Here is a 20,725-nt window from a genome sequence, read left to right on the forward strand (position 1 = left end):
CTGCAAGGATTCGCCGTGAACCACCGCTCTCCGCTGCTCGCGCTGTGTCTCGGCGCGAGCCTGCTGATGCTGTCCGCCTGCCGCAAGGAACCCGCGGCCGAGACCGCCGCCCCCGCCACGACCCAGGCCGAGGGCGAGAGCGCCGACCAGTTCGTCGCCCGCATCAACGAGGAATACCGCGCGTTGCTGCCGGAACTCACCGCGGCGCAGTGGCTGTCGGCCACCTACATCAACGGCGACAGCGAGCGGCTGGCGGCCAAGGCCAACGCGCGCTGGCTGACCACGCTCAACGGCTGGATCGCGCAGGCACGGCGCTACGACGGCAAGCCGATGTCGGCCGACAGCGCCCGCGCACTGCGCCTGCTGCAGCAGATGACCGCGATGCCGGCGCCGCGTGATCCGGCGCGGCTGGCCGAGCTGGCCGCACTGGCGACGAAGATGGAAGGCGCTTACGGTGCCGCCTCCTACTGCACCGGCGAGGGCGATGCGCGCCGCTGCCGGCAGTTGGGCGAACTGGAAGACGTGCTGCGTCGCAGCCGCGACTACGACCAGCAACTGGATGCCTGGCAAGGCTGGCACGCCGCCGTGCAACCGATGCGCAAGGACTACCAGCGCTTCGTCGAGCTGGTCAACGAAGGCGCGCGCGACATGGGCTACGCCGACACCGGCGCGCTGTGGCGCAGCGGCTACGACATGCCGCCGGCACAACTCGCCGCCGAGACCGACCGGCTCTGGACCCAGGTCAAGCCGCTGTACGAACAGCTGCACTGCTACGCGCGCGGCAAGCTCGACGCCGAATACGGCAAGGACAAGGGCGAACTCGCCGGCGGCCTGCTGCCGGCGCACCTGCTCGGCAACATGTGGCAGCAGGACTGGAGCAACCTGTGGGACCTGCTGCAGCCCTACCCCGGCGCCGGCAGCCTGGACATCACCGACGCGCTGGAACGGCAGTACCAGGGCAATTTGAGCGCGGCACTGGCGCGGCGCAACGGCGACACCTCGGCGGAGGCGCGATTCATGGCCCAGCGCGAGGCGCAGTTGCTCAGCGCGCGGCAGATGACCGAGCGCGCGCAGGATTTCTACACCTCGCTGGCGATGCCCAAGCTGCCCGACAGCTACTGGACACGCAGCCAGTTCATCAAGCCGCTGGACCGCGACGTGGTCTGCCATGCCAGCGCCTGGGATATGGACATGGCCGGCGACGTGCGCACCAAGATGTGCGTCAAGCCGAACGAAGAGGACTTCACCACCATCTACCACGAACTCGGCCACCTCTATTACGACCTGGCCTACAACCCGCTGCCGCCGCTGTTCCAGGGCGGCGCCAACGACGGCTTCCACGAAGCCATCGGCGACACCGTGGTGCTGGCGATGACCCCGCAGTACCTGCATTCGATCGGCCTGGTCGACGCGCCGCAGGTCGGCCGCGAAGCGTTGATCAACGCGCAGATGCGCATGGCCCTGAGCAAGGTCGCGTTCCTGCCGTTCGGGCTGATGATCGACCGATGGCGCTGGGGCGTGTTCGACGGCTCGATCGCCCCGGACCGCTACAACCAGGCCTGGTGGGAGCTGAAGGCCAAGTACCAGGGCGTGGCGCCGGCGACACCGCGCGGCGAGGACTTCTTCGACCCTGGCGCCAAGTACCACGTGCCGGCCAACACGCCGTACACGCGTTACTTCCTCTCGCACATCCTGCAGTTCCAGTTCTACAAGAGCCTGTGCGACGCCGCCGGCTACAAGGGCCCGCTGTACGAGTGCACCTTCTACGGCAACAAGGAAGCCGGGCAGAAGTTCTGGTCGATGCTGCAACGTGGCGGCAGCCAGCCATGGCAGGCCACGCTCAAGGAACTGACCGGCAGCGAACGCATCGACGCCGGCCCGCTGCTGGAATACTTCGCGCCGATGCAGGAGTGGCTCAAGCAGCAGAATCAGGGGCGGATGTGCGGGTGGGAAGCGTCAGCGCAGAGGCCGACACAAACCACCGCCCCCGCTTCTCCCACGCCTGCTTCTCCCACGCCTGCTTCTCCCACGCCCGCCCCGACGACGCCAGCGCCCCGACGCTGAGCACTGCCAGCGCAGGCGCCGCCATCAGCTCAGTCGTCGGCCAGCCGCGCCCAGCGCTCGTGGTCGCGCCATATCCCGCCGATGCGCAGGTAGCGCGGCGAATAGCCCTCGTGGCGGAAGCCGGCGCGCTTGGCCAGGGCCAGCGAGCGGGCATTGTCCGGCTGGATATTGGCCTCCACGCGGTGCAGCCCCAGCTCGCCGAACGCGTAGGCCACGCACAGGCGCAGCGCATGCGTCATCAGTCCGCGGCCTTCGCAGCCGGCCATGGCGTGGTAGCCGAGATAGGCGCTCTGGAAGCAGCCGCCCATCACCTGGCTGAAGGTGAACAGGCCGGCGAGCGCGCCGCTGCTGCGTTCGCGCGCCAGCAGCGCGATGTTGCTGCCGTCCAGGGTCTGCGCGTACCAGGCCTCGAAGCCGGGCACGTCGGTGAACGGATAGCTCCACGGGTGATGCAGGGCGACGCTGGCGCGGTGCGCCTGGACCAGCGCGATGCCGTCACGGCGCCGCACCCGCGCCAGCGACACGGCCTCCTGCGCAGCCTGGCCGGCACTCTGGCCCATGGGCTCAGGCCGGGGCCGCCGCGCCGCCGTCGTCGCGGCCCATGACCTGGGCGTGCCGCGACTTGAACTCGTCGAAACTCAGGCCCTGCGCCTGCGCATCGGCCTGCGCGGCGTCCTTCAGCGCGTCCGAGTACATCAGCCGCACCGGCGTGCCGGCACGCTCGTGCAACTCCGCCGCCTGCATGATCAGCGACAGCACCTGCGCGGCGCTCTCGCTCTGCCCGGCGATGCGCCCGTCCATGCCCAGCACCCACTCGCCGTCGCGGCGCACGATGCCGGCCAGCAGCGTGCGCTGCTGGTCGCGCAGCTCCGCGTGCGGTTCGATGGGCGCGGCCGGCGCGGCGCCCTCGGCGCGGTGGCGCAGGCGCTCGGCCAGCTTCTTGCGCAGATCGCGGCGCTGCTTGGACTCGATGGACATGCGGTTTCCTCAGCGATGACCCGACGACGATAGCCCAACTGCGGCCATGCTCACAGCGGGTCGGCCGGTTCGAGGCGCGGTACCTGCGCATCCGGCCGCGGCAGGCGCTTGCCGCTGCGCCGCTCCCAGCGCCAAAAGCCCCAGCCGAGCAGGAAGAACGCGCCCGAGCCCAGCGCCAGGTGCAGGGCGTGGCCGCTGAGCAGCGGCGACAGCACGCCGGCCACCAGCACGGTCACCATCAACTGGGTGAAGGCCTGCAGCGACGAGGCCAACCCGCGCTGGCGCGGATACATGTCCAGCACCGCCAGCGCCAGGATCGGGAAGATCAGCGCGGTGCCCAGGCCCGCGAAGAAGATCGGCAGCACCGCCCACGGCAGCGCGATGGCCGGAGCCAGCGCGGTGTAGGCGATGTTGCCGATCATCGACAGGCCGCAGCAGACGAAGCCGAAGCGCACCTGGCGCATCGGCCCGAACCGCCCGGCCATGCGCCCGGACAGGAACGCGCCCAGGGTCATGCCGCCGATGGTGGGGATGAACAGCCAGGCGAAATCGCGCTCGGTCTTGCCCAGCAGCTCGATCATGAACACCGGCGCCGAAGCGATGTACAGGAACACCCCGCCGAAATTGAACGCACCGGCCGCGGCCAGGCGCTGGAAGCGCGGATTCAGCGCGATGCCGATGTAGTCGCGAAGCAGGGTGCGCGGCGCCAGCGGCGTGCGCGCCTGCGGCGGATGCGTCTCCGGCATCCAGCGCAGGGTGGCGACCAGCAGCAGCGAGGAGAAGCCGACCAGGAACCAGAAGATCGTCGGCCAGCCGCGGCCGCTGCCCAAGATCCAGCCGCCGATGATCGGCGCGATCGCCGGGGCGATGCCGAAGATCATCGACACCTGGCTCATCAGCCGCTGCGCGTCGTCGCCGTGGAACAGATCGCGGATCACCGCGCGGCCGACGATCATGCCGACGCCGGCCGAGACGCCCTGCAGCGCGCGGAACGTCAGCAGCGTCGGCAGGTCCCGCGACAGCGCGCAGCCGGCCGAGGCCAGGATGAACACGATCAGGCCGGCGACGATCACCCGCCGCCGCCCCAACGCGTCGGACAACGGCCCGTGCGCCAGGCCCATCACCGCGTAGGCGAACAGGTACACGCTCACCGTCTGCTGGATCGCCACCGGATCGGCGTGCAGGCGCTGCGCCAGCTGCGGGAACGCCGGGAAGATGGTGTCGATGGAGAACGGGCCGAACATCGCCAGCCCGGCCAGCAACAGGGCCATGCGGCGCGTGGACACGGACGGGAGCGTCATGGGGACATCATCCTGAGAGCCGGCCGCGGCGGCCACAGGGCGGGCGCACACGCGACAGCGCCGTCCGGCATGGACGGGCGCGAAAAAAGGGAGTGCGGCCATGATACGCGCTGCGGCCGCATGCGCGCATCCGCCGCGGCGTGCCCATTCAGGCTGGTGTGGGCGCGCGCGGCCCGTCGTGGGGGGCGCCGGCACGCTATAATCGCCGCGCAGCATGGTGGGAGAAGCGGGGCGACCCGCTGCCGAAGGCGCAAACGCCCGTAATCGCTCAGGCCCGATACCACCCGCACCAAGACTCTGGAGAGACCGGTCAAACCCGGCGCCGAAGGGGCACGAAGCGCAGCGCCAGCCGCCGCTTCCAAACTCTCAGGCAAAAGGACAGAGGGGCATTGGGAGGACGCGCGCTTCCCGTCGGTCGTGCCCGCCACAGCGGCCCGACGACGGCCTTGCGCGCGTCCCCGCCTCCTCGTGCCTTCCTCAGCCGGACGACTGCCATGTCTCACACCTCTTCGCTGCGCGACCTCGAACACCACTCGGCTTTCATCGAGCGCCACATCGGCCCGAACGACGCCGAGATCGCGCACATGCTGCGCACCGTCGGCCACGACTCGCTGGAGGCGATGACCGACGCCATCGTGCCCGGCCTGATCAAAATAGGCACGGACAAGTCGCCGGCCGCGCTGGCGCTGCCCGACGCCATCACCGAGGAGGAGGCGCTGGCCAAGATCCGCGCCATCGCCGACAAGAACACGGTGCTGCGCAGCTTCATCGGCCAGGGCTACTACGGCACCCACACGCCGAAGGTGATCCTGCGCAACATCCTCGAGAACCCGGCCTGGTACACCGCCTACACCCCGTACCAGGCGGAGATCTCGCAGGGCCGCATGGAAGCGCTGATCAACTTCCAGACCATGTGTGCCGACCTCACCGGCATGGAGATCGCCAACGCCTCGCTGCTGGACGAAGCCACCGCCGCGGCCGAAGCGATGACCCTGGCCAAGCGCTCGGCCAAGTCCAGGTCCGACACCTTCTTCGTGCACGACGCGGTGCATCCGCAGACCCTGGAACTGTTGCGCACCCGCGCCGAGCCGCTGGGCATCGTGCTGCGCGTGGGCACGCCGGAGGAAGCGCTGCAGGCCGAATGCTTCGGCGTGCTGCTGCAGTATCCGGACAGCTTCGGCCACATCGGTGACCACAAGGCCTTGGCCGACGCCGCGCATGCGCAAGGCAGCCTGGTCGCGGTCGCCACCGACCTGCTCGCGCTGACCCTGATCGCCGCGCCCGGCGAATGGGGCGCGGACATCGTCGTCGGCAACTCGCAGCGCTTCGGCGTGCCGTTCGGCTTCGGCGGCCCGCACGCCGCGTTCATGGCCTGCCGCGACGCCTACAAGCGCTCGATGCCGGGCCGCCTGATCGGCGTGTCGATCGACGCCGCCGGCAACCCCGCCTACCGCCTCACCCTGCAGACCCGCGAGCAGCACATCCGCCGCGAGAAGGCCACTTCCAACATCTGCACCGCGCAGGTGCTGCTGGCGGTGATGGCCTCGATGTACGCGGTGTACCACGGCCCCGAGGGCCTGGTGCGCATCGCCCGCCGTACCCACCGCCTGGCCGCGATCCTGGCCGCGGCGCTGCGCGGCGCCGGCGTCGCCGTCGGCGAGCGCTTCTTCGACACCCTGCACGTCACCGGCGTCGACGCCGAGGCCATCCACGCCAAGGCGCGTGCGGCCGGCATCAACCTGCGCGCGATCGACAGCACCGCGCTGGGCATCAGCCTGGACGAGACCGCCACCCGCGCCGACGTGGTCGCGCTGGCGCAGGTGTTCGGCGCGCAGGCCGACGTGGACGCGCTCGATGCCGCCACCGCCGACGCGCTGCCGCCGCAGCTGCTGCGCCACAGCGCGTTCCTGCAGCACCCGGTGTTCAACACCCACCACAGCGAGCACGAACTGCTGCGCTACATGCGCGCGCTGGCCGACAAGGACCTGGCGATGGATCGCACCATGATCCCGCTGGGCAGCTGCACCATGAAGCTCAACGCCACCGCCGAGATGATCCCGGTGACCTGGCCGCAGTTCGGCGCGATCCATCCGCTGGCCCCGGCCGAGCAGAGCGTGGGCTACAAGCAGCTGATCGACGAACTGGAAGCGATGCTGGTCGAGTGCACCGGCTACGACGCGGTCAGCCTGCAGCCCAACTCCGGCGCGCAGGGCGAGTACGCCGGCCTGCTGGCGATCCGCGCCTACCACCGCGCCCGCGGCGAAGGCCATCGCGACATCTGCCTGATCCCCGAATCGGCGCACGGTACCAACCCGGCCTCGGCGCAGATGTGCGGCATGACCGTGGTGGTGACCAAGTGCGACGGCAACGGCAACGTCGACGTCGCCGACATCCGCGCCAAGGCCGAGAAGTATTCCGAGCGCCTGGCCGCGCTGATGATCACCTACCCGTCCACCCACGGCGTGTTCGAGGAAGACGTGGTGGCGATCTGCGAAGTGGTGCACGCGCACGGCGGCCAGGTCTACACCGACGGCGCCAACATGAACGCCTTGGTCGGCCTGGCCAAGCCCGGCAAGTGGGGCTCGGACGTGTCGCATCTGAACCTGCACAAGACCTTCTGCATCCCGCACGGCGGCGGCGGCCCCGGCGTCGGCCCGTGCGCGGTGAAGGCGCATCTGGCGCCGTACCTGCCGCGCACGCTCGGCGGCGACGGCGACGTCGGCATGGTCTCGGCGGCCAGCTTCGGCTCGGCTTCGATCCTGCCGATCAGCTGGATGTACATCACCATGATGGGCAACAGCGGGCTGCGCAAGGCCACCCAGGTCGCGCTGCTCAACGCCAACTACATCGCGAAGCGCCTGGCGCCGTACTACAAGACGCTGTACACCGGCCGCAACGGCCTGGTCGCGCACGAATGCATCCTCGACGTGCGCCCGCTGGAGAAGACCAGCGGCATCGGCGCCGAGGACATCGCCAAGCGCCTGATCGACTTCGGCTTCCACGCGCCGACGCTGAGTTTCCCGGTCGCCGGCACGCTGATGGTGGAGCCGACCGAGAGCGAATCGCAGCATGAGCTGGATCGCTTCATCGACGCGATGATCCAGATCCGCGAGGAAATCGCCGCGATCGAGGACGGCCGCCTGGACCGCGAGGACAATCCGCTCAAGCACGCCCCACACACCGCTGCGCAGGTGACCGCCAGCGAGTGGACCCACGCCTACCCGCGCGAACTGGCCGCGTTCCCGCTGCCGACGCTGAAGCAGCAGAAGTACTGGCCGCCGGTGGCGCGCGTGGACAACGTGTACGGCGACAAGAACGTGATGTGTGCGTGCATCCCGGTGGATGCGTACAAGGAAGACGCGGTGGTCTGAGCCGCGTCGTCGTTCGACGCTGCATTCGAAACCCGGCCTCGCGCGAGGCTGGGTTTTTTTGTGTGTGCGCATCGCGCGCGCTGCAGTAGACAAGTGCGTGCCGATGCGGTGCGTTGCACGGCTCGTTCACGCCGCGCCGCCCAGGATCGGGACTTCCGCCGCGCCCGTATCTTCACGCACCGGGCACACCACTGCGACGCCTCTTCTCGCCACGCACCGGAGCACCCCCCATGGCCAGCCGCAAACGCACGCCCAGCGACCCCGCATCGTCCACCGCCCTCGCCTCCACCGCCGCGCCCGCCGACCAGCGCGGCCATGGCGACGAACTGCACCAGCAGGCCGGCGGCACGCATCCGCGGCTCACCACCAACCAGGGCATTCCGGTCGCCGACAACCAGAACTCGCTGCGCGCCACCCCGCGCGGGCCGACGCTGCTGGAAGACTTCATCCTGCGCGAAAAGATCACCCACTTCGACCACGAGCGCATTCCCGAGCGCATCGTGCACGCGCGCGGCAGCGCCGCGCACGGCTATTTCGAACTGACCAAATCGCTGGCCAAGTACACCACCGCCGCGCTGCTCACCGAGGTCGGAGTGAAAACACCGGTGTTCACCCGCTTCTCCACCGTCGCCGGCGGTGCCGGCTCGATGGACACGCCGCGCGACGTGCGCGGTTTCGCGGTCAAGTTCTATACCAAGGAAGGCAACTGGGACCTGGTGGGCAACAACATCCCGGTGTTCTTCATCCAGGATGCGCTGAAGTTCCCCGACCTGATCCATGCGGTGAAGATGGAACCGGACCGCGGCTTCCCGCAGGCGGCCAGCGCGCACGACACGTTCTGGGACTTCGTCTCGCTGATGCCCGAATCGCTGCACATGATCATGTGGGCGATGAGCGACCGCACCATCCCACGTTCGCTGCGCATGATGGAAGGCTTCGGCATCCACAGCTTCCGCCTGCTCGATGCGGAAGGCCGCAGCACCTTCGTCAAGTTCCACTGGCGGCCCAAGCTCGGCCTGCAGTCCACGATCTGGGACGAGGCGGTGAAGCTGGCCGGCGCCGATTCGGACTTCCACCGCCGCGACCTGTTCGAGGCGATCCAGCGCGGCGACTTCCCGGAATGGGAACTGGGCGTACAGCTGTTCACCCAGGAACAGGCCGACGGTTTCCCGTTCGACCACCTGGACGCCACCAAGCTGATCCCGGAGGAACTGGTGCCGTTGCAGATCGTCGGGCGCATGGTGCTGGACCGCTGGCCGGACAACTTCTTCGCCGAGACCGAGCAGGTGGCGTACTGCCCGGCCAACATCGTGCCCGGCATCGACTTCTCCAACGACCCGCTGCTGCAGGGCCGCCTGTTCTCGTACCTGGACACCCAGCTAAGCCGCCTGGGCGGACCGAACTTCCACCAGTTGCCGATCAACGCGCCGAAGTGTCCGTTCGCCAACATGCAGCGCGACGGCCACATGCAGATGGGCGTGCCCAAGGGCCGCGTCGCCTACGAACCGAGCTCGCTGCAGGCCGACAGCCCGCGCGAGACGGCGCGCGGCTTCGTCAGCCATCGCACGCCGGCCGAGGACGCCGCCAAGGGCCGCATTCGCGCCGAGAGCTTTGCCGATCACTACAGCCAGGCACGGATGTTCTACCGCAGCCAGACGCCGCCGGAACAGGCGCACGTGGCCTCGGCACTGGTGTTCGAGCTGTCCAAGGTCGACACCGCGCACGTGCGTGCGGCGGTGGTCGGGCATCTGCGCCATGTCGATCCCAAGCTGGCGCAGCGCGTGGCCGACGGCCTGGGCATGGATGGGTTGCCGCCGGCACCGCCCGCCGCGGTCGCGCCGCAGGACCTGCCGCTGTCGCCGGCGCTGCAGTTGATCGGGCGAATGAAGCCCACCCTGCAGGGTCGCGCGATCGGCATCCTGATCGACGAGGGATCCGATGCGAAGGCCGTGCACGAGTTGCGCAAGGCCGCCACCGACGCCGGTGCGGCGGTCAAGATCGTCGCGCCCAAGCTGGGCGGCGCCGTGCTCAGCGACGGCAAGCGCCTGACCGCCGACGGCCAGCTCGCCGGCACGCCCTCGTTCGTGTTCGACGCGGTGGCGGTGGTGCTATCTGCCGAGGCCGGCAAGCGGCTGAGCAAGGAATCGGCGGCCATCGACTTCGTCAGCAATGCCTTCGCCCACCTCAAGGCGATCGCCGCCGACGCCGGCGCGCAGCCGCTGCTGAAGGCCGGCAATGTGCAGAAGGATGCCGGGGTGGTCGAGGCCAGCGACAGCAAGGGCTTCATCAACGCCGCCAAGACCCGGCAGTGGAGCCGCGAGCCGAAGCTTCGCCTGCTGGCCTGAACAAACGCGGCAGTGTCCGCCATGGCGCCGCACGGCGTGGCGCCATGGCAATGATCGCGACCCGGCCGGGTCGCTGGGGCACTCGCCGGGCCGCGAACTGGTGTACCACGAAGACCGCGAGCCGAGACGCGCAGGGGATGCTACCGCTCCGTTTCGCCACGCCTCAACGGATGGTCGCGCGCCAGCATATGCTCCTAGGTTGCCATCCGCACAGACGACCGGCATGACGACGACAAAGATCCGGTCCGCATTCACCGGGGCCGTTCGCGACCGGATGCGCTCAACCAGGGGTCCGAAACAGGCCATCCGGGCCGGCCCAATGGCGACCCGAACATCGCCTGGTCAATTTTTCGCCACCCCTCTTGACACTGTTGTGTCACGGGCCGGCATCGGCCTTATCCACAACCTTATGCAGAAGTCATCCACACCCCCTGTGGACAAGAGGCCGATGGCGCCCTCACCCGACCAGAACAACTAAGTTATTGATTGCTGGTCAAAAAGCCTGTCGCAGACTTGACAAGAACCTGGCAAACCACTCCAGCACGGCCTGCCGGCGCCAAGCCCGAAGAAAACTTATCCCGAACCTCGTGGCGGCGTGTCTACAAAGACGCAAGGTGAAGGGGGCGTGAAAAATTCACCTGTTCGCGACGGACGGTTGGCGCCGCCGGCGAGAGCCCTCTGTGACCGTGCCTGGCGCGGCTTTCCGACCGGCAACATCGGGCTACGTATGCTGCACTGCGACACGCTCAGGCAGCTGGTCAGCCCTTGCCGAGCTGGAGTCGCCGGGGCCTTTGCAAGCGCCCAGATGGCACAGGCGCCCGACGCGGCGTTCCAACGCTCAGGCCAGGGCGTCGCCGTCGACCACGGGCAGCAAGGACTCGGCCAAACGGCGCTCCATCTGTTTGAGGTAGTCGCTGAAGCCGCCGCATGCGCGCGCCACGCGGCGCGCGCTGGTGGTCACCACCGGTTGCGCGCGCCGCGCGATCCGCGCCTGCACGCGTACCATCGCCTCCACCAACGCCACGTCCTCGTGCGCCGCCAGCGGCAGGAAGCCACCGCATCGCCGATACAGCTCGGCGCTGAGGCCAAGGTTGGCGCCATGCACGTGCGGATGGTCGTCGTGACGGCATTCGCCGGCCAGGTAGGTATCGCGCAAGCGCGTGCCGTAGTCGTCCCAGTCGATGACCGTGACGATGCCGCAGAACGCGTCGCTGGCGCACTCCAACTGCGCCGACAGCCAGTTCGCCGGCACCACGGAGTCGGCGTCGGTGCAGGCCAGCCAGCGCGCGCCGGCGGCCAGCGCCGCGTGCGCCGCCGCCGCGCGGGCGCTGCCGACGTTGCCGGTCTGCAGCGCAATGGCGTGCGCCCCATGCGCGGCGACGATCTCGGCGGTGCCATCGCTGCAGCGGTCCAGAGCGACGAACACCTGCACCGCCTCGCCGCGCAGACCCGCGCATTGCGCCGCGAGCGCCACCGAGCGCAGGCACGCCCCGATCAACAGTTCCTCGTCGTGGGCCGGAATCAGCACCGCGATCATCGCAACTGCTCCGCCGCGGCCACCGAATACGGCGTGGCACTCCAGGCCTCGAGCAGCACGTCGTCGTCCTCGTAGCGCAACAGCCGCGGCAGCCCGAGCGTCTGCGCCAGGCAGGCATGCACGGCGCGGCCATCCATGCAGGCCTGGGCGAACGGATGCAGCCAGTGGCAGGCGACCAGCACGCCCTGCTCGCTCAGCGAAGCGGCCAAGCGCTGGGCGCACTCCTGCAACAGCGGCAACGGCAGGTAGTAACCGACCTCGCTGAACACGATCAGATCGAAACGGCCCGCTGGCCAACTGCGCGGATGTTCGGCCTGGCGCACCTGCACATGCGCCGCGCCGGCGTTGCGCTGGCTGGCCAGGGCCACCGCGCGCTCGGACAGGTCGGTGGCCAGCAGCGCGTCGCAGCGCGGCGCCAGCGCCGCGGTCAACTCGCCGTTGGAGCACCCCAGTTCCCAGGCACGCGCGAAGCGCGCGCGCGGCAGGCTGGCCAGCAACAGGGCGCGCTTGCGCGCTTCGTACCAGCGCTCGCGATAGCCGAACGGATCCTCGTCGCGGTAGAGGGCGCCGAAATATTCCTGGACCGGGACCGAGCTCATGCGACAAACACCTCGAAGCGGCGAGCGAAACGTTGCAGGACCTGCGGCGGCAGGATCGGCGCCGGCACCGGCGGGTGTGCGGTGCCCAGTTGCGAGGCGAAGCAGTGCAGCGCCCGTTGCTTGGCCTGCCAGTCGGCATCGCTCAGGGTGTAGCGGACCGCACCGCGCAAGGCCTGCGGCACAGCAGCGTCGGCCTGCAGCCAGTGCCAGGCCCACACCGGGAACTCGACCGTGCGCGCAGCGCTGGCGGCGACCGCATGCCGCACAGCGCGCGCGCTGGCCTCGTGGTCGGGATGGCCATCGTGGCGCCAGGTGGTCAGCACCAGATCGTCCGCCTGCAGGTGCGCCTGCAGGCGTTCGCTCAATACCGCCTCACCCTGGCCGACCTCGCCGTCGGCCAGGCCCAGATGGTGGATCGCGGCGAGATCGACGCCCAGGCAATGCGCGGCCGCGGCCAGCTCGGCGCGGCGCACCGTGCGCAGGCGCTGCGGCGTCCAGTAGGGGTGGTGCGGATAGCAGGCCTCGCCGTCGGTCACCGCCACCAGGTGCACTGGCATCCCCATGCGGCGCGCGCAGGCGATCGCGCCGCCGCAGCCCAGCGCTTCGTCGTCCGGATGCGGCGACACCACCACCAGCCGCGCGGCTCCCGCGATCAGCGCTTCGATCGGACGCTGCGGCAACGCAGCCAGCCAGGGCGAGCGCTGCCACGCCGATTCCGGCGTGCCATCGCCATGGATCTGCGGCCGTGCGGCGCTCACAGCCGCCATGGCTGCACCTGCTCGCCCAATGCCTGGCCCAGTGCGGCCCAGTCGTGCTCGGCATGGCTCTGCCGCACGAACACCGCAAGGTCGGCGCAGCGCATCGCATGTTCGCGGTCGCTGCACAGCGGACCCGGGCCGAGCGCGCGGCCGACGCGATCGAGCACCTCGGTGGCGGCACGCTCCACGAACGAACGCAGCCGGATCACCGCATGCCGATGCGCCTGGTCGGGCGCGGCGTCGATGGCGGCAGCCAGTTCGCGCAACAGCGCGCGCGCCGCGCCGAGGTGCTGGTCGATCACGCCCAGGTGCATCGCCGCATGCGCATCGCGCTGCAGTTTGGGATGCGCGCGCAGGCGCTCGGCTACCGCGCACGCGGCGCCGTACCAGCAGGCGGCGATGCCTGCGCCGCCATGCCAGAACCCGGGACGCTGCAGGTACTGACCTGGCGCGCCGACCGCGACCGCCGGCACCGCATCAAACGTCACCGGGCCGCTGACCACACGGGCCATGCCGACGGCAGCCCAGGCCTGCGTGTCGATGGCGATGCCGGGCTGGCGCAACTGCACCTGCACTAACTGCTGCCGTTCTGCGTCATGCGCGGTGAGCAACGCCTGATCGACGACGCCGGCACCGGAACACCACGCCTTGCGGCCAAGGACCTCGCCGCGTCGCGCGTCGCCGCGGTACGCCAGACGCGCGTCCGGCGCTTCCGCGGCCCACACGGCAAACAATTGTCCGGACGGCGGCGCCGGCGCGCCGAGTTCGGCCAGGATCGCGAGCGCGTCGTAATGCGCTTCCAGCACCTTGGCCAGGCACACGTCGGCCGCGGCGATCTCGGCGAGGGTGCGCCAGCGGTCCAAGGTGTCGCCCGCGCCAGGCAGCGGCAAGTGTGGATGGCGCGCGAGGACGTGCAAGGCAGCGCCGCGCAGGTCGTCGGCGTCACCGAGGGCAGTGGGGGAAAGCAGTTCGGTCAAGCGAATCCTCTGTACGAAGGCGCCACGCAGCGTCGGCGGTGGCCGCAGCGCAAAGCGCCCGAGATGAAGCCGCGTGCAATCACAGCAGACCGCCTGCGCAGCCAGCGTGTGTTCACCGCGCGGCGGCGTGCACACGCATGAAGCGTTCACCACAGCACGGTGCCATCGCCCCCAGCGATGCGCGGAGGCGATGGCGCTGCGCGGGCCTACGGCGTCAGGATCACCTTGCGGCAGTCCTGCTCCTTCTTGTCGAAGATGGAATAGCCCTGCGCCGCCTCGGCCAGGCTGAGGCGATGGGTGATGATCTCGTTCGGGCGCAGCCGGCCCTCGCCGATGTGTTCCAGCAGTTCCGGCATGAAGCGCTGCACGTGGGTCTGGCCCATCTTGAAGCTCAGCCCCTTGTCGAAGGCGTCGCCGAACAGGAAGCCGTGGATGAAGCCGGCGTACACGCCGGGTACGCTGACGGTGCCGCCACGGCGGGTGGCGGCGATGCATTGGCGCAGCGCGGTGCCGCTGCTGCCTTCCAGCTTCAGCGTGGCCATCACCGTCTCCACCGTGCTGCCCTTGGCCTCGAAGCCCACCGCGTCGATGCTGGCATCCACGCCGCGGCCGTCGGTCTGGCCGACGATGATGTCGGCCGGATCGTCCACTTCCTCGAAGTTCAGCGGGATCACGCCGTAGGTGCGCTGGGCGAAGTCCAGCCGGTACGGATAGCGATCGACCATGAAGATGCGCTCGGCGCCGAGCATGCGGCAGCAGGCCGCGGTCATCAGCCCGACCGGGCCGGCGCCGAAGATCGCCACCGTGCTGCCCTGGCGCACGCCCGCATTGACTGCGGCCTGGTAGCCGGTGGGCAGGATGTCGGAAAGGAACAGCACCTGCTCGTCGTGCAGCACGTCCGGCACCACCAGCGGGCCGACATTGGCCTTGGGCACGCGCACGTACTCGGCCTGGCCGCCGGCGACGCCGCCGTACAGATGGCTATAGCCGAACAGCGCGGCCGGCGGCCGGATGCCTTTCTGGTTCAGCGCCGCGCCCTTGCCGGTGTTGGTCGTCTCGCAAGCGGCGTACTCGGTGAGCCGGCAATGGAAGCACTCGCCGCAGGCGATCACGAACGGGATCACCACGCGGTCCCCCTTCTTCACCCGCTGCACGTCCGGGCCGACCTCCTCGACCACGCCCATGAACTCGTGCCCGAGCACGTCGCCGGTGTGCAGGTCGGGGATCTTGCCGCGGTACAGATGCAGGTCCGAGCCGCAGATCGCGGTGGCGGTGACGCGCAAAATGATGTCGTCGGTCTCCACCAGCACCGGGTCGGGAACGGTTTCCACGCGCACATCCCGGGTGCCGTGATAGGTCAGAGCTTGCATGGGCATTTCCTTTCGTCTGCGAACACGTCCCGCAGTGTCGCTGCCGAGGCCGTGCATCGTCGGTGACCATGCCGTGAGTCCGACGTCGCGACCGAGGTGCATCGCATGCGTGACAGCTGCTTTACCATGCACCGTCCCCACTGCGAGCCGATGCCATGCCCGACAGCCTCCACGACCTGCAGGCCGCCCAGCGCGCCTTCGCCGACGCCCGCGACTGGGGTCAGTTCCACAGTCCGCGCAATCTCGCCGCGGCGCTGTCGGTGGAAGCGGCGGAATTGCTGGAACATTTCCAATGGGTGGACGATGCGCAGAGCAAGCAACTGTCTGCAGAAAAAAAGCAGCAGGTCGGCAGCGAGATCGCCGACGTGCTGCTGTACCTGGTGCAGTTGTGCGACAAGCTGGACATCGACCCGATCGAGGCCGCGCAGCGCAAGATGCTGGTCAACGCCGCTAAGTATCCGGTGGAGCGCGCCAAGGGCCGCATCACCAAGTACACAGAGCTGTAGGACACCTGGCTAGCCGCGCGGGTCGCGGAGGCGCCAGACGTGCGGCGGCGGCATGCGCCGCCGCGTCATGGGACTGCTAGCTGCCCGAGCGCGAACTGCGCTTGCGCGCCGGCGACGTCTTGCTTGCGCGCTTGCTCGTCGTGCGCTTGCTGGCGGCGCTCTTTTTCGCTGGCGTCTTGCTGGCGGCCGACGTTCTCGCCGTCGACTTTTTCGACGCTGTCTTCCTGGATGCCGTCTTCTTCGTCGCAGCCTTCTTTGCCGAAGCAGTCTTGCTCGCCGCCTTCTTGCTCGCGGCCTTCTTGGCCGTCGTCTTCCTGGCCGAGGCGGTCTTCGCCGCACCCTTCTTCGCGGCGGAGGTGTGCGTACCGGCTTGTTTGGCCCGGGTTTGCGCGGCCTTCTTGGCCGCGGTCTTGCGCACCGTCGCGCCCTTGGTCTGCGCCGCCTTCTTCGCGGCGGCCGAGCGGCTGCTGGCACTGCGCTTCTTCGCCGCGCGTTTGGTCTGCGTCGACAGCGCCTCGCTGCCTACGGTCTTGCGCGCGGTCGTGCCCTTGCTGGCGGTCTTGAGCGCCTTCTTGGCACCGCGCGAGCGCGCCGGCGAGGGCTTGCCCTGCTTGCCGCCCTTGGCCTCTTCCTGTGCCACCTTCTTCTTGGTGTCTTTCGACGCGGTCTTCGACGCGCCGGTCTTGACCCCGGCACGGCGCGCCTTGGACAGGCCGATGGCGATCGCCTGCTTGGTCGACTTCACCTGGGTCTTGCCGGCGCGCACGCGATCGATTTCCTCGCGCACGAATTCGCCGGCCTGGGTGGTGCCCGCCTTGCCTTCGCGCTTGGCGCGACGCACGCGGGTGGTGGTGGATTGCTCCGGCATCGAGACGTCTCCTGAAAGCGGCCACGGCGGCCATCGGCTTCGGGTGTAGCAACGCACAGGTAAAGAGCAGGCATACGACAGGCGAAGCGCGCGTGCATGTACGTGCACGCAGACGAATGTGCGATCAGCCGTCGCGACCGCACAGCGCCGGCGAATAGGTCTGGATGGCGTGCTGGATCGGCGCATGGCGTCCGTACATCAGCACGCCGACCAGGGCGACAGACAAGATCGCGTACATGCGCAGGCGAGCAGGCAACTGCGGCGCGCCGCGCCACTGCAGGTAGCAGGCCGTCGTCGCGGCACCAACGACCACGCCGGCCGCGACCTCGGACAGGCTATGCGCCCGTGCGTAGACGCGGGCAATGGCGATCACGCTGGCGATGGCGAATCCGCAGGCCACCGCGAGGCGCGGCCGCGGGCGGGCGCGCAGGCACAGCATGCAGGCCATCGGCCACACGCAGGCGGCGAGCATGGTGTGCCCACTGATCACCCGGAACTGCAGCGCGCGCAGCTCCACGCCGCAGCCGGCATAGAGAATCTTGGTCGCCCCCACCAGGGCCGCGGCGGTCGCCACCAGGCCCAGCCATGTGCCGGCGGCGCGCCAACCGCCGCTGCCCAGCGCCAGCCACAGGGCGCAGACGAGCGCCAGCGGCAGCGTCATCGCTGCGTCGCCGAAATTGCTGATGGCAGACCACATACTGGGGAAAACGTCCTTCGGCGTACGCGTCGTTGGGGCCACCGACGCAGCGCGCCGTGGCCGCCATGATACGGGCGATCGCTGGAACCGGAGGATCGTGGTGCGCAGCGCACGACGGAGGCACAAGCGCGGCCACTGATCCAGCCGCCGCCCTGCGCGTGCCGGCGGTCCCTGAGCCCCGCGTAGGAGCGGCTTCAGCCGCGACGGGCTTTACCGGGAACGCCCATCGCGGCTGAAGCCGCTCCTACAGAACACGTCCCGCCATCATCAGAGGCGCCCTGTCGCCGCTGCTGCACGGCACCCTGGATCCGTTCGCGTACGGCGCAAGCAACCCGCCGCACGCGCCCCTCAGCTCGCGTGTGCGGCGCGCCTCTCCGCCACGGCCCCCGGCGCCGACGCCGGCTCCCAGCCGAACACGCTGCGCCCACCGTAGGCGTGCGATTGCGCACGCTCCTCGGCGATGTAGTCCTCCACCGACGGACCACGCGCGGTCGGCTCGAGCAGGCGGGCCTGCACATCCAGGCGGCGGATCGCCTCCAGCTTCTCCTCGCGACCCAGCTTGGCCTGCGCCACCGCGGTCTTGAGCACGCCGATGGTGTGGTCGTAGACCCGCGTGGGCACCGGGAACGGATGCCGGTCCTTGCCGCCATGGGCCAGTGAGAACCGCGCCGGATCGCTGAAGCGGCACGGCGTGCCGTGCAGCACCTCGGCCACCAGAGCCAGCGCGCGCACCGTGCGTGCGCCCACGCCCGGCACCTGCAGCAGATCGGCGAAATCGCGCGGTCCGCATTCGGCGGCGGCGGCCAGCGCGCCGTGCAGCCGCCGCGCCACGACGTCGCTGCCGCGCACATCGTGGTGGTCGGGCAGCGACAGATGCGGCAGGTCGGCCGGCCGGCGCTCGGGCGCCGTCGCCGCTGCTGGAGCGAACAGGTCGCCGGTCTCGGCGAACAGCGCATCGGCCGGCAGCGCAGTGTCGGACCGCCGCTGCGCGGCGCGCGCCGGCGCTGCGGCAACTGGCGCCGACGGCTGCGCCGCCTCCAGCGCGGCGTATTCGCGGGCGATGCGCTCCGGCGCCAGCGTCTGCAGCAGGACCACCTGCGCCGCACGCGCGGCGGCGGCGCGATGATCGGCGAGATTGACGATGCGGCCCTGGCGCGGGCCGTCGATCGCCGCATGCGGCGCATCGACGAAGCTGCTCAGGCCTTCCGACAGCCAGTGATAGCGGCGCGCCTGCTTGCGCGCGCCGTGCATGCCCTGCTGCACCACCACCCAGCGCCCGTCGTCGCTGACGATGAAGCCATGCAGGTACAGGTCGAAGCCGTCCTGCACCGCGGCGCTGTCGACCTTGGCCACCAGGCGGCTGACGCGCGCCAGTTCCGCGCCGTCCAGACCGGTCCGCTCGCCCACCACCTGCAGTTCGTCCGGCGTGGCCCGCGAATGCCGCCCACGGCCGCCGCACACATGGATGCCCAGTTCGCCGGACAGCGGCGCCAGGCCGCGCTTGAGCGCGCCGAGCACACTGGTGGTGATGCCGGAGGAATGCCAGTCCATGCCCATCACCGCGCCCAGCGACTGGAACCAGAACGGATGCGCCAGGCGCCGCAGCAATTCGTCGCGGCCATAGCTGTGCACGATGGCCTGGCACATCACCGCGCCGAGCCGGGTCATGCGCGCGCCCAGCCAGTGCGGCACGCGGCCGCCGTGCAGGGGCAGATCGGCGCTGCCGGAACGTCGGCTCATGGGGGCTCCGGGGAGAGGGACGCACCAGGGTAGCCAGTGCCGGTCTCACCGCGCGAGCCTGGAGGCGAGCGCAGGCTGAGTGGTTCAGTGCACGCACGCGCGAACGCAGCCAACCGACACGGGGAGACGCGGCAGCAGATCGACGACGGTGTTGCGACGACGTAGACTGCGCACGGATGCATTCCGTTCCCTACGCTGCCTTGCAGCCCACTTGGCCCCGCCAGGGCCGTCACATCCTGGCGCGCTTCGACGCCGATGCGATCGATGTCTACCAGGCCTACCGCCCCGCAATCGCGCAGTTCGCGGTGGCCCATCAACGCTTCGGCGGCGAGTTCAACTACGAGCGGATGAGTTGGATCAAGCCGAACTTCCTGTGGATGATGTATCGCGCCGGTTGGGCGCAGAAGCAAGGGCAGGAGCGGATCCTGGCGATCCGGCTGCCGCGCGTCTTCTTCGACGACCTGCTGCGTGCCGCGGTCCCGTCGACGTTCGATCCGGTGCGCTTCGCCAGTCACGCCGCGTGGAAGGACGCGGTCCAGCAGTCCGACGTGCGCCTGCAGTGGGACCCGGACCACGCGCCCGACGGCAGCGCGCTGCCGCGTCGCGCACTGCAACTGGGGCTGCGCGGCCAGGCGCTGCGCCAGTACGGCGAACGGCAGGCCATCTCGATCACCGACATCACCGATTTCGTGCACGCGCAGGCGGCGAACCTGCGGCACGGCGAGCCGGCGCTGCAGGTCCCACACGAGCGGGTCTACGTCCCGCCGGCCAGCGCGGCGCGGAACGTGGGGCTGGACGACCAGTAGCCGCCGTCGGCCGCAGCGCCGCACGCGAGCAGGCTCTCCCGGCGCGTCGTCACACACACGGCGCGCGACACGCACCGGGCATACTGCGCCTCAGGTCGACTGCCCAAACACGCCCGATGTCCTACGCCACCCTCCACACGCTGCTCGCCCCCTGGGGCGAACTGCGTCCGCAACCCGCATCCGACTGGCAGGGCACGTTGCCGCTGCCGCAGGCGCTCGCCGACTTCTATGCGCAGGTGGGGCCATGGGGCGAAACCCGCGACGCCGCGGTCGGCCCGACCGGCCTGTCGCTGCAACTCGGCGGCAATCCGCTCGACATTCCGCCGTTGTGCAAGCTGTGGGCACTGCAGGCCGGCTATCGCTGGAACGCGATCGACGGCAAGCCCATTGCCGCTTGGCGCGATCACTGGCTGGTGATCGCGGACCAGGGCGCGGATCCGGTCATCCTCGATACCGTCAGCAATGACGTCCTGTTCGCATTCCACGGGGCAGGCGCTTGGAGGCCCCGACCGCTGGCCGCCAGCCTGGAGATCGCATTCGGCGGCCTGGCCACCATGGCCAACACCATGGCCGACCTCGGCGATGCCGCGTTCGACGACAGCGACGAACTGCGCGCCACGGCCCGCAGCGCGGTCGCCGCGGCGCTGGCCGCCTATCTGGGCAGCACTCTCGAGGCCACGCGCTTTCTGGAAACGCTGGAGTGGTAGCGGGCTGAGCACGCCAACGGGCGAACCCGGCCGGTTCGACCTGCGGGTGGCGCCTGCGGCGCAGGCGCGGGGATTGTCGGCCAGCGTCGAACTGCTGGGCT

The 20,725-nt window shown here is 69.8% G+C and carries 16 protein-coding genes, 1 pseudogene and 1 riboswitch; of the genes and pseudogenes, 6 read left to right on the forward strand and 11 right to left on the reverse strand.

Going from position 1 to position 20,725, the window contains the following annotated elements; genetic code table 11:
- Window positions 1-15: 15 nt before the first annotated feature.
- Window positions 16-2,064, forward strand: coding sequence for a M2 family metallopeptidase (locus GGR66_RS10000; RefSeq protein WP_184448177.1), 2,049 nt, complete (start codon window positions 16-18; stop codon window positions 2,062-2,064).
- 29 nt (window positions 2,065-2,093) lie between these two features.
- Here the strand turns inward: GGR66_RS10000 and GGR66_RS10005 are convergent, their stop codons facing one another.
- Genes GGR66_RS10005 through GGR66_RS10015 form a run of 3 tightly spaced genes read right to left on the reverse strand, consistent with a single transcriptional unit; the run spans window position 2,094 to window position 4,343 of the window.
- A complete protein-coding gene (locus GGR66_RS10005; protein ID WP_160964351.1) occupies window positions 2,094-2,624 on the reverse strand; it encodes a GNAT family protein in 531 nt (176 codons plus the stop codon).
- Window positions 2,625-2,628: 4 nt separating this feature from the next.
- Window positions 2,629-3,042 carry a hypothetical protein gene (locus tag GGR66_RS10010; protein ID WP_160964350.1) on the reverse strand — a complete coding sequence of 138 codons (414 nt, stop codon included), beginning with the start codon at window positions 3,040-3,042 and terminating at the stop codon, window positions 2,629-2,631.
- Window positions 3,043-3,092: 50 nt separating this feature from the next.
- Complete coding sequence (locus GGR66_RS10015; protein ID WP_255421657.1) at window positions 3,093-4,343, reverse strand: multidrug effflux MFS transporter; 1,251 nt, start codon at window positions 4,341-4,343, stop codon at window positions 3,093-3,095.
- 287 nt (window positions 4,344-4,630) lie between these two features.
- Window positions 4,631-4,735: riboswitch (glycine riboswitch) on the forward strand.
- Between the two features lie 102 nt (window positions 4,736-4,837).
- Here GGR66_RS10015 and gcvP point away from each other — a divergent pair.
- The gene (gene gcvP, locus GGR66_RS10020; RefSeq protein WP_184448178.1) at window positions 4,838-7,714 is read left to right on the forward strand and encodes an aminomethyl-transferring glycine dehydrogenase; all 2,877 of its coding nucleotides are present in this window, start codon (window positions 4,838-4,840) and stop codon (window positions 7,712-7,714) included.
- 230 nt (window positions 7,715-7,944) lie between these two features.
- Window positions 7,945-10,059 (forward strand): catalase, encoded by a 2,115-nt coding sequence (locus GGR66_RS10025; protein WP_184448179.1) that lies wholly within the window; start codon window positions 7,945-7,947, stop codon window positions 10,057-10,059.
- Window positions 10,060-10,897: 838 nt separating this feature from the next.
- Here GGR66_RS10025 and GGR66_RS10030 read toward each other — a convergent pair.
- The 5 genes from GGR66_RS10030 to GGR66_RS10050 all read right to left on the reverse strand — a co-directional run bounded on the left by GGR66_RS10030 (window position 10,898) and on the right by GGR66_RS10050 (window position 15,300).
- Entirely contained in the window at window positions 10,898-11,596 is a 699-nt protein-coding gene (locus GGR66_RS10030; protein WP_184448180.1) for a glycosyltransferase family 2 protein, read from the reverse strand.
- Complete coding sequence (locus tag GGR66_RS10035; RefSeq protein WP_160964346.1) at window positions 11,593-12,195, reverse strand: class I SAM-dependent methyltransferase; 603 nt, start codon at window positions 12,193-12,195, stop codon at window positions 11,593-11,595. Before GGR66_RS10035 ends, GGR66_RS10030 begins: the two co-directional genes overlap by 4 nt.
- The gene (locus GGR66_RS10040) at window positions 12,192-12,962 is read right to left on the reverse strand and encodes a PIG-L family deacetylase (RefSeq protein ID WP_184448181.1); all 771 of its coding nucleotides are present in this window, start codon (window positions 12,960-12,962) and stop codon (window positions 12,192-12,194) included. The genes GGR66_RS10035 and GGR66_RS10040 overlap by 4 nt, the downstream gene beginning before the upstream one ends.
- Window positions 12,950-13,921 carry an acyl-CoA dehydrogenase gene (locus GGR66_RS10045; RefSeq protein WP_255421674.1) on the reverse strand — a complete coding sequence of 324 codons (972 nt, stop codon included), beginning with the start codon at window positions 13,919-13,921 and terminating at the stop codon, window positions 12,950-12,952. Before GGR66_RS10045 ends, GGR66_RS10040 begins: the two co-directional genes overlap by 13 nt.
- Window positions 13,922-14,136: 215 nt before the next feature.
- A complete protein-coding gene (locus GGR66_RS10050; RefSeq protein WP_160964344.1) occupies window positions 14,137-15,300 on the reverse strand; it encodes a zinc-dependent alcohol dehydrogenase in 1,164 nt (387 codons plus the stop codon).
- Between the two features lie 155 nt (window positions 15,301-15,455).
- Here GGR66_RS10050 and GGR66_RS10055 point away from each other — a divergent pair, with 155 nt between their 5' ends.
- On the forward strand, window positions 15,456-15,806 hold the full coding sequence (locus GGR66_RS10055) for a nucleotide pyrophosphohydrolase (protein WP_184448182.1): 351 nt from the start codon (window positions 15,456-15,458) through the stop codon (window positions 15,804-15,806).
- 379 nt (window positions 15,807-16,185) lie between these two features.
- Here the strand turns inward: GGR66_RS10055 and GGR66_RS10060 are convergent.
- The 3 genes and pseudogenes from GGR66_RS10060 to GGR66_RS10070 all read right to left on the reverse strand — a co-directional run.
- A pseudogene (locus GGR66_RS10060) lies at window positions 16,186-16,674 on the reverse strand (DUF6496 domain-containing protein); the annotation flags it as partial.
- A 124-nt stretch (window positions 16,675-16,798) separates the two neighbouring features.
- Window positions 16,799-17,371, reverse strand: a complete 573-nt coding sequence (locus tag GGR66_RS10065) for a phosphatase PAP2 family protein (protein WP_184448183.1) — start codon at window positions 17,369-17,371, stop codon at window positions 16,799-16,801.
- A 348-nt stretch (window positions 17,372-17,719) separates the two neighbouring features.
- Complete coding sequence (locus GGR66_RS10070; protein ID WP_184448184.1) at window positions 17,720-19,111, reverse strand: DUF763 domain-containing protein; 1,392 nt, start codon at window positions 19,109-19,111, stop codon at window positions 17,720-17,722.
- A 176-nt stretch (window positions 19,112-19,287) separates the two neighbouring features.
- Between GGR66_RS10070 and GGR66_RS10075 the strand changes: the two genes are divergently transcribed.
- Together GGR66_RS10075 and GGR66_RS10080 are read left to right on the forward strand one after the other, a co-directional pair.
- Entirely contained in the window at window positions 19,288-19,917 is a 630-nt protein-coding gene (locus GGR66_RS10075) for a DUF4291 domain-containing protein (protein WP_160964339.1), read from the forward strand.
- Between the two features lie 116 nt (window positions 19,918-20,033).
- A complete protein-coding gene (locus tag GGR66_RS10080; protein WP_184448185.1) occupies window positions 20,034-20,624 on the forward strand; it encodes a hypothetical protein in 591 nt (196 codons plus the stop codon).
- The last annotated feature ends 101 nt before the right edge of the window (window positions 20,625-20,725 follow it).

It is taken from the genome of Xanthomonas sp. 3498 (genome assembly GCF_014199795.1).
Taxonomy (GTDB): domain Bacteria; phylum Pseudomonadota; class Gammaproteobacteria; order Xanthomonadales; family Xanthomonadaceae; genus Xanthomonas_A; species Xanthomonas_A rydalmerensis.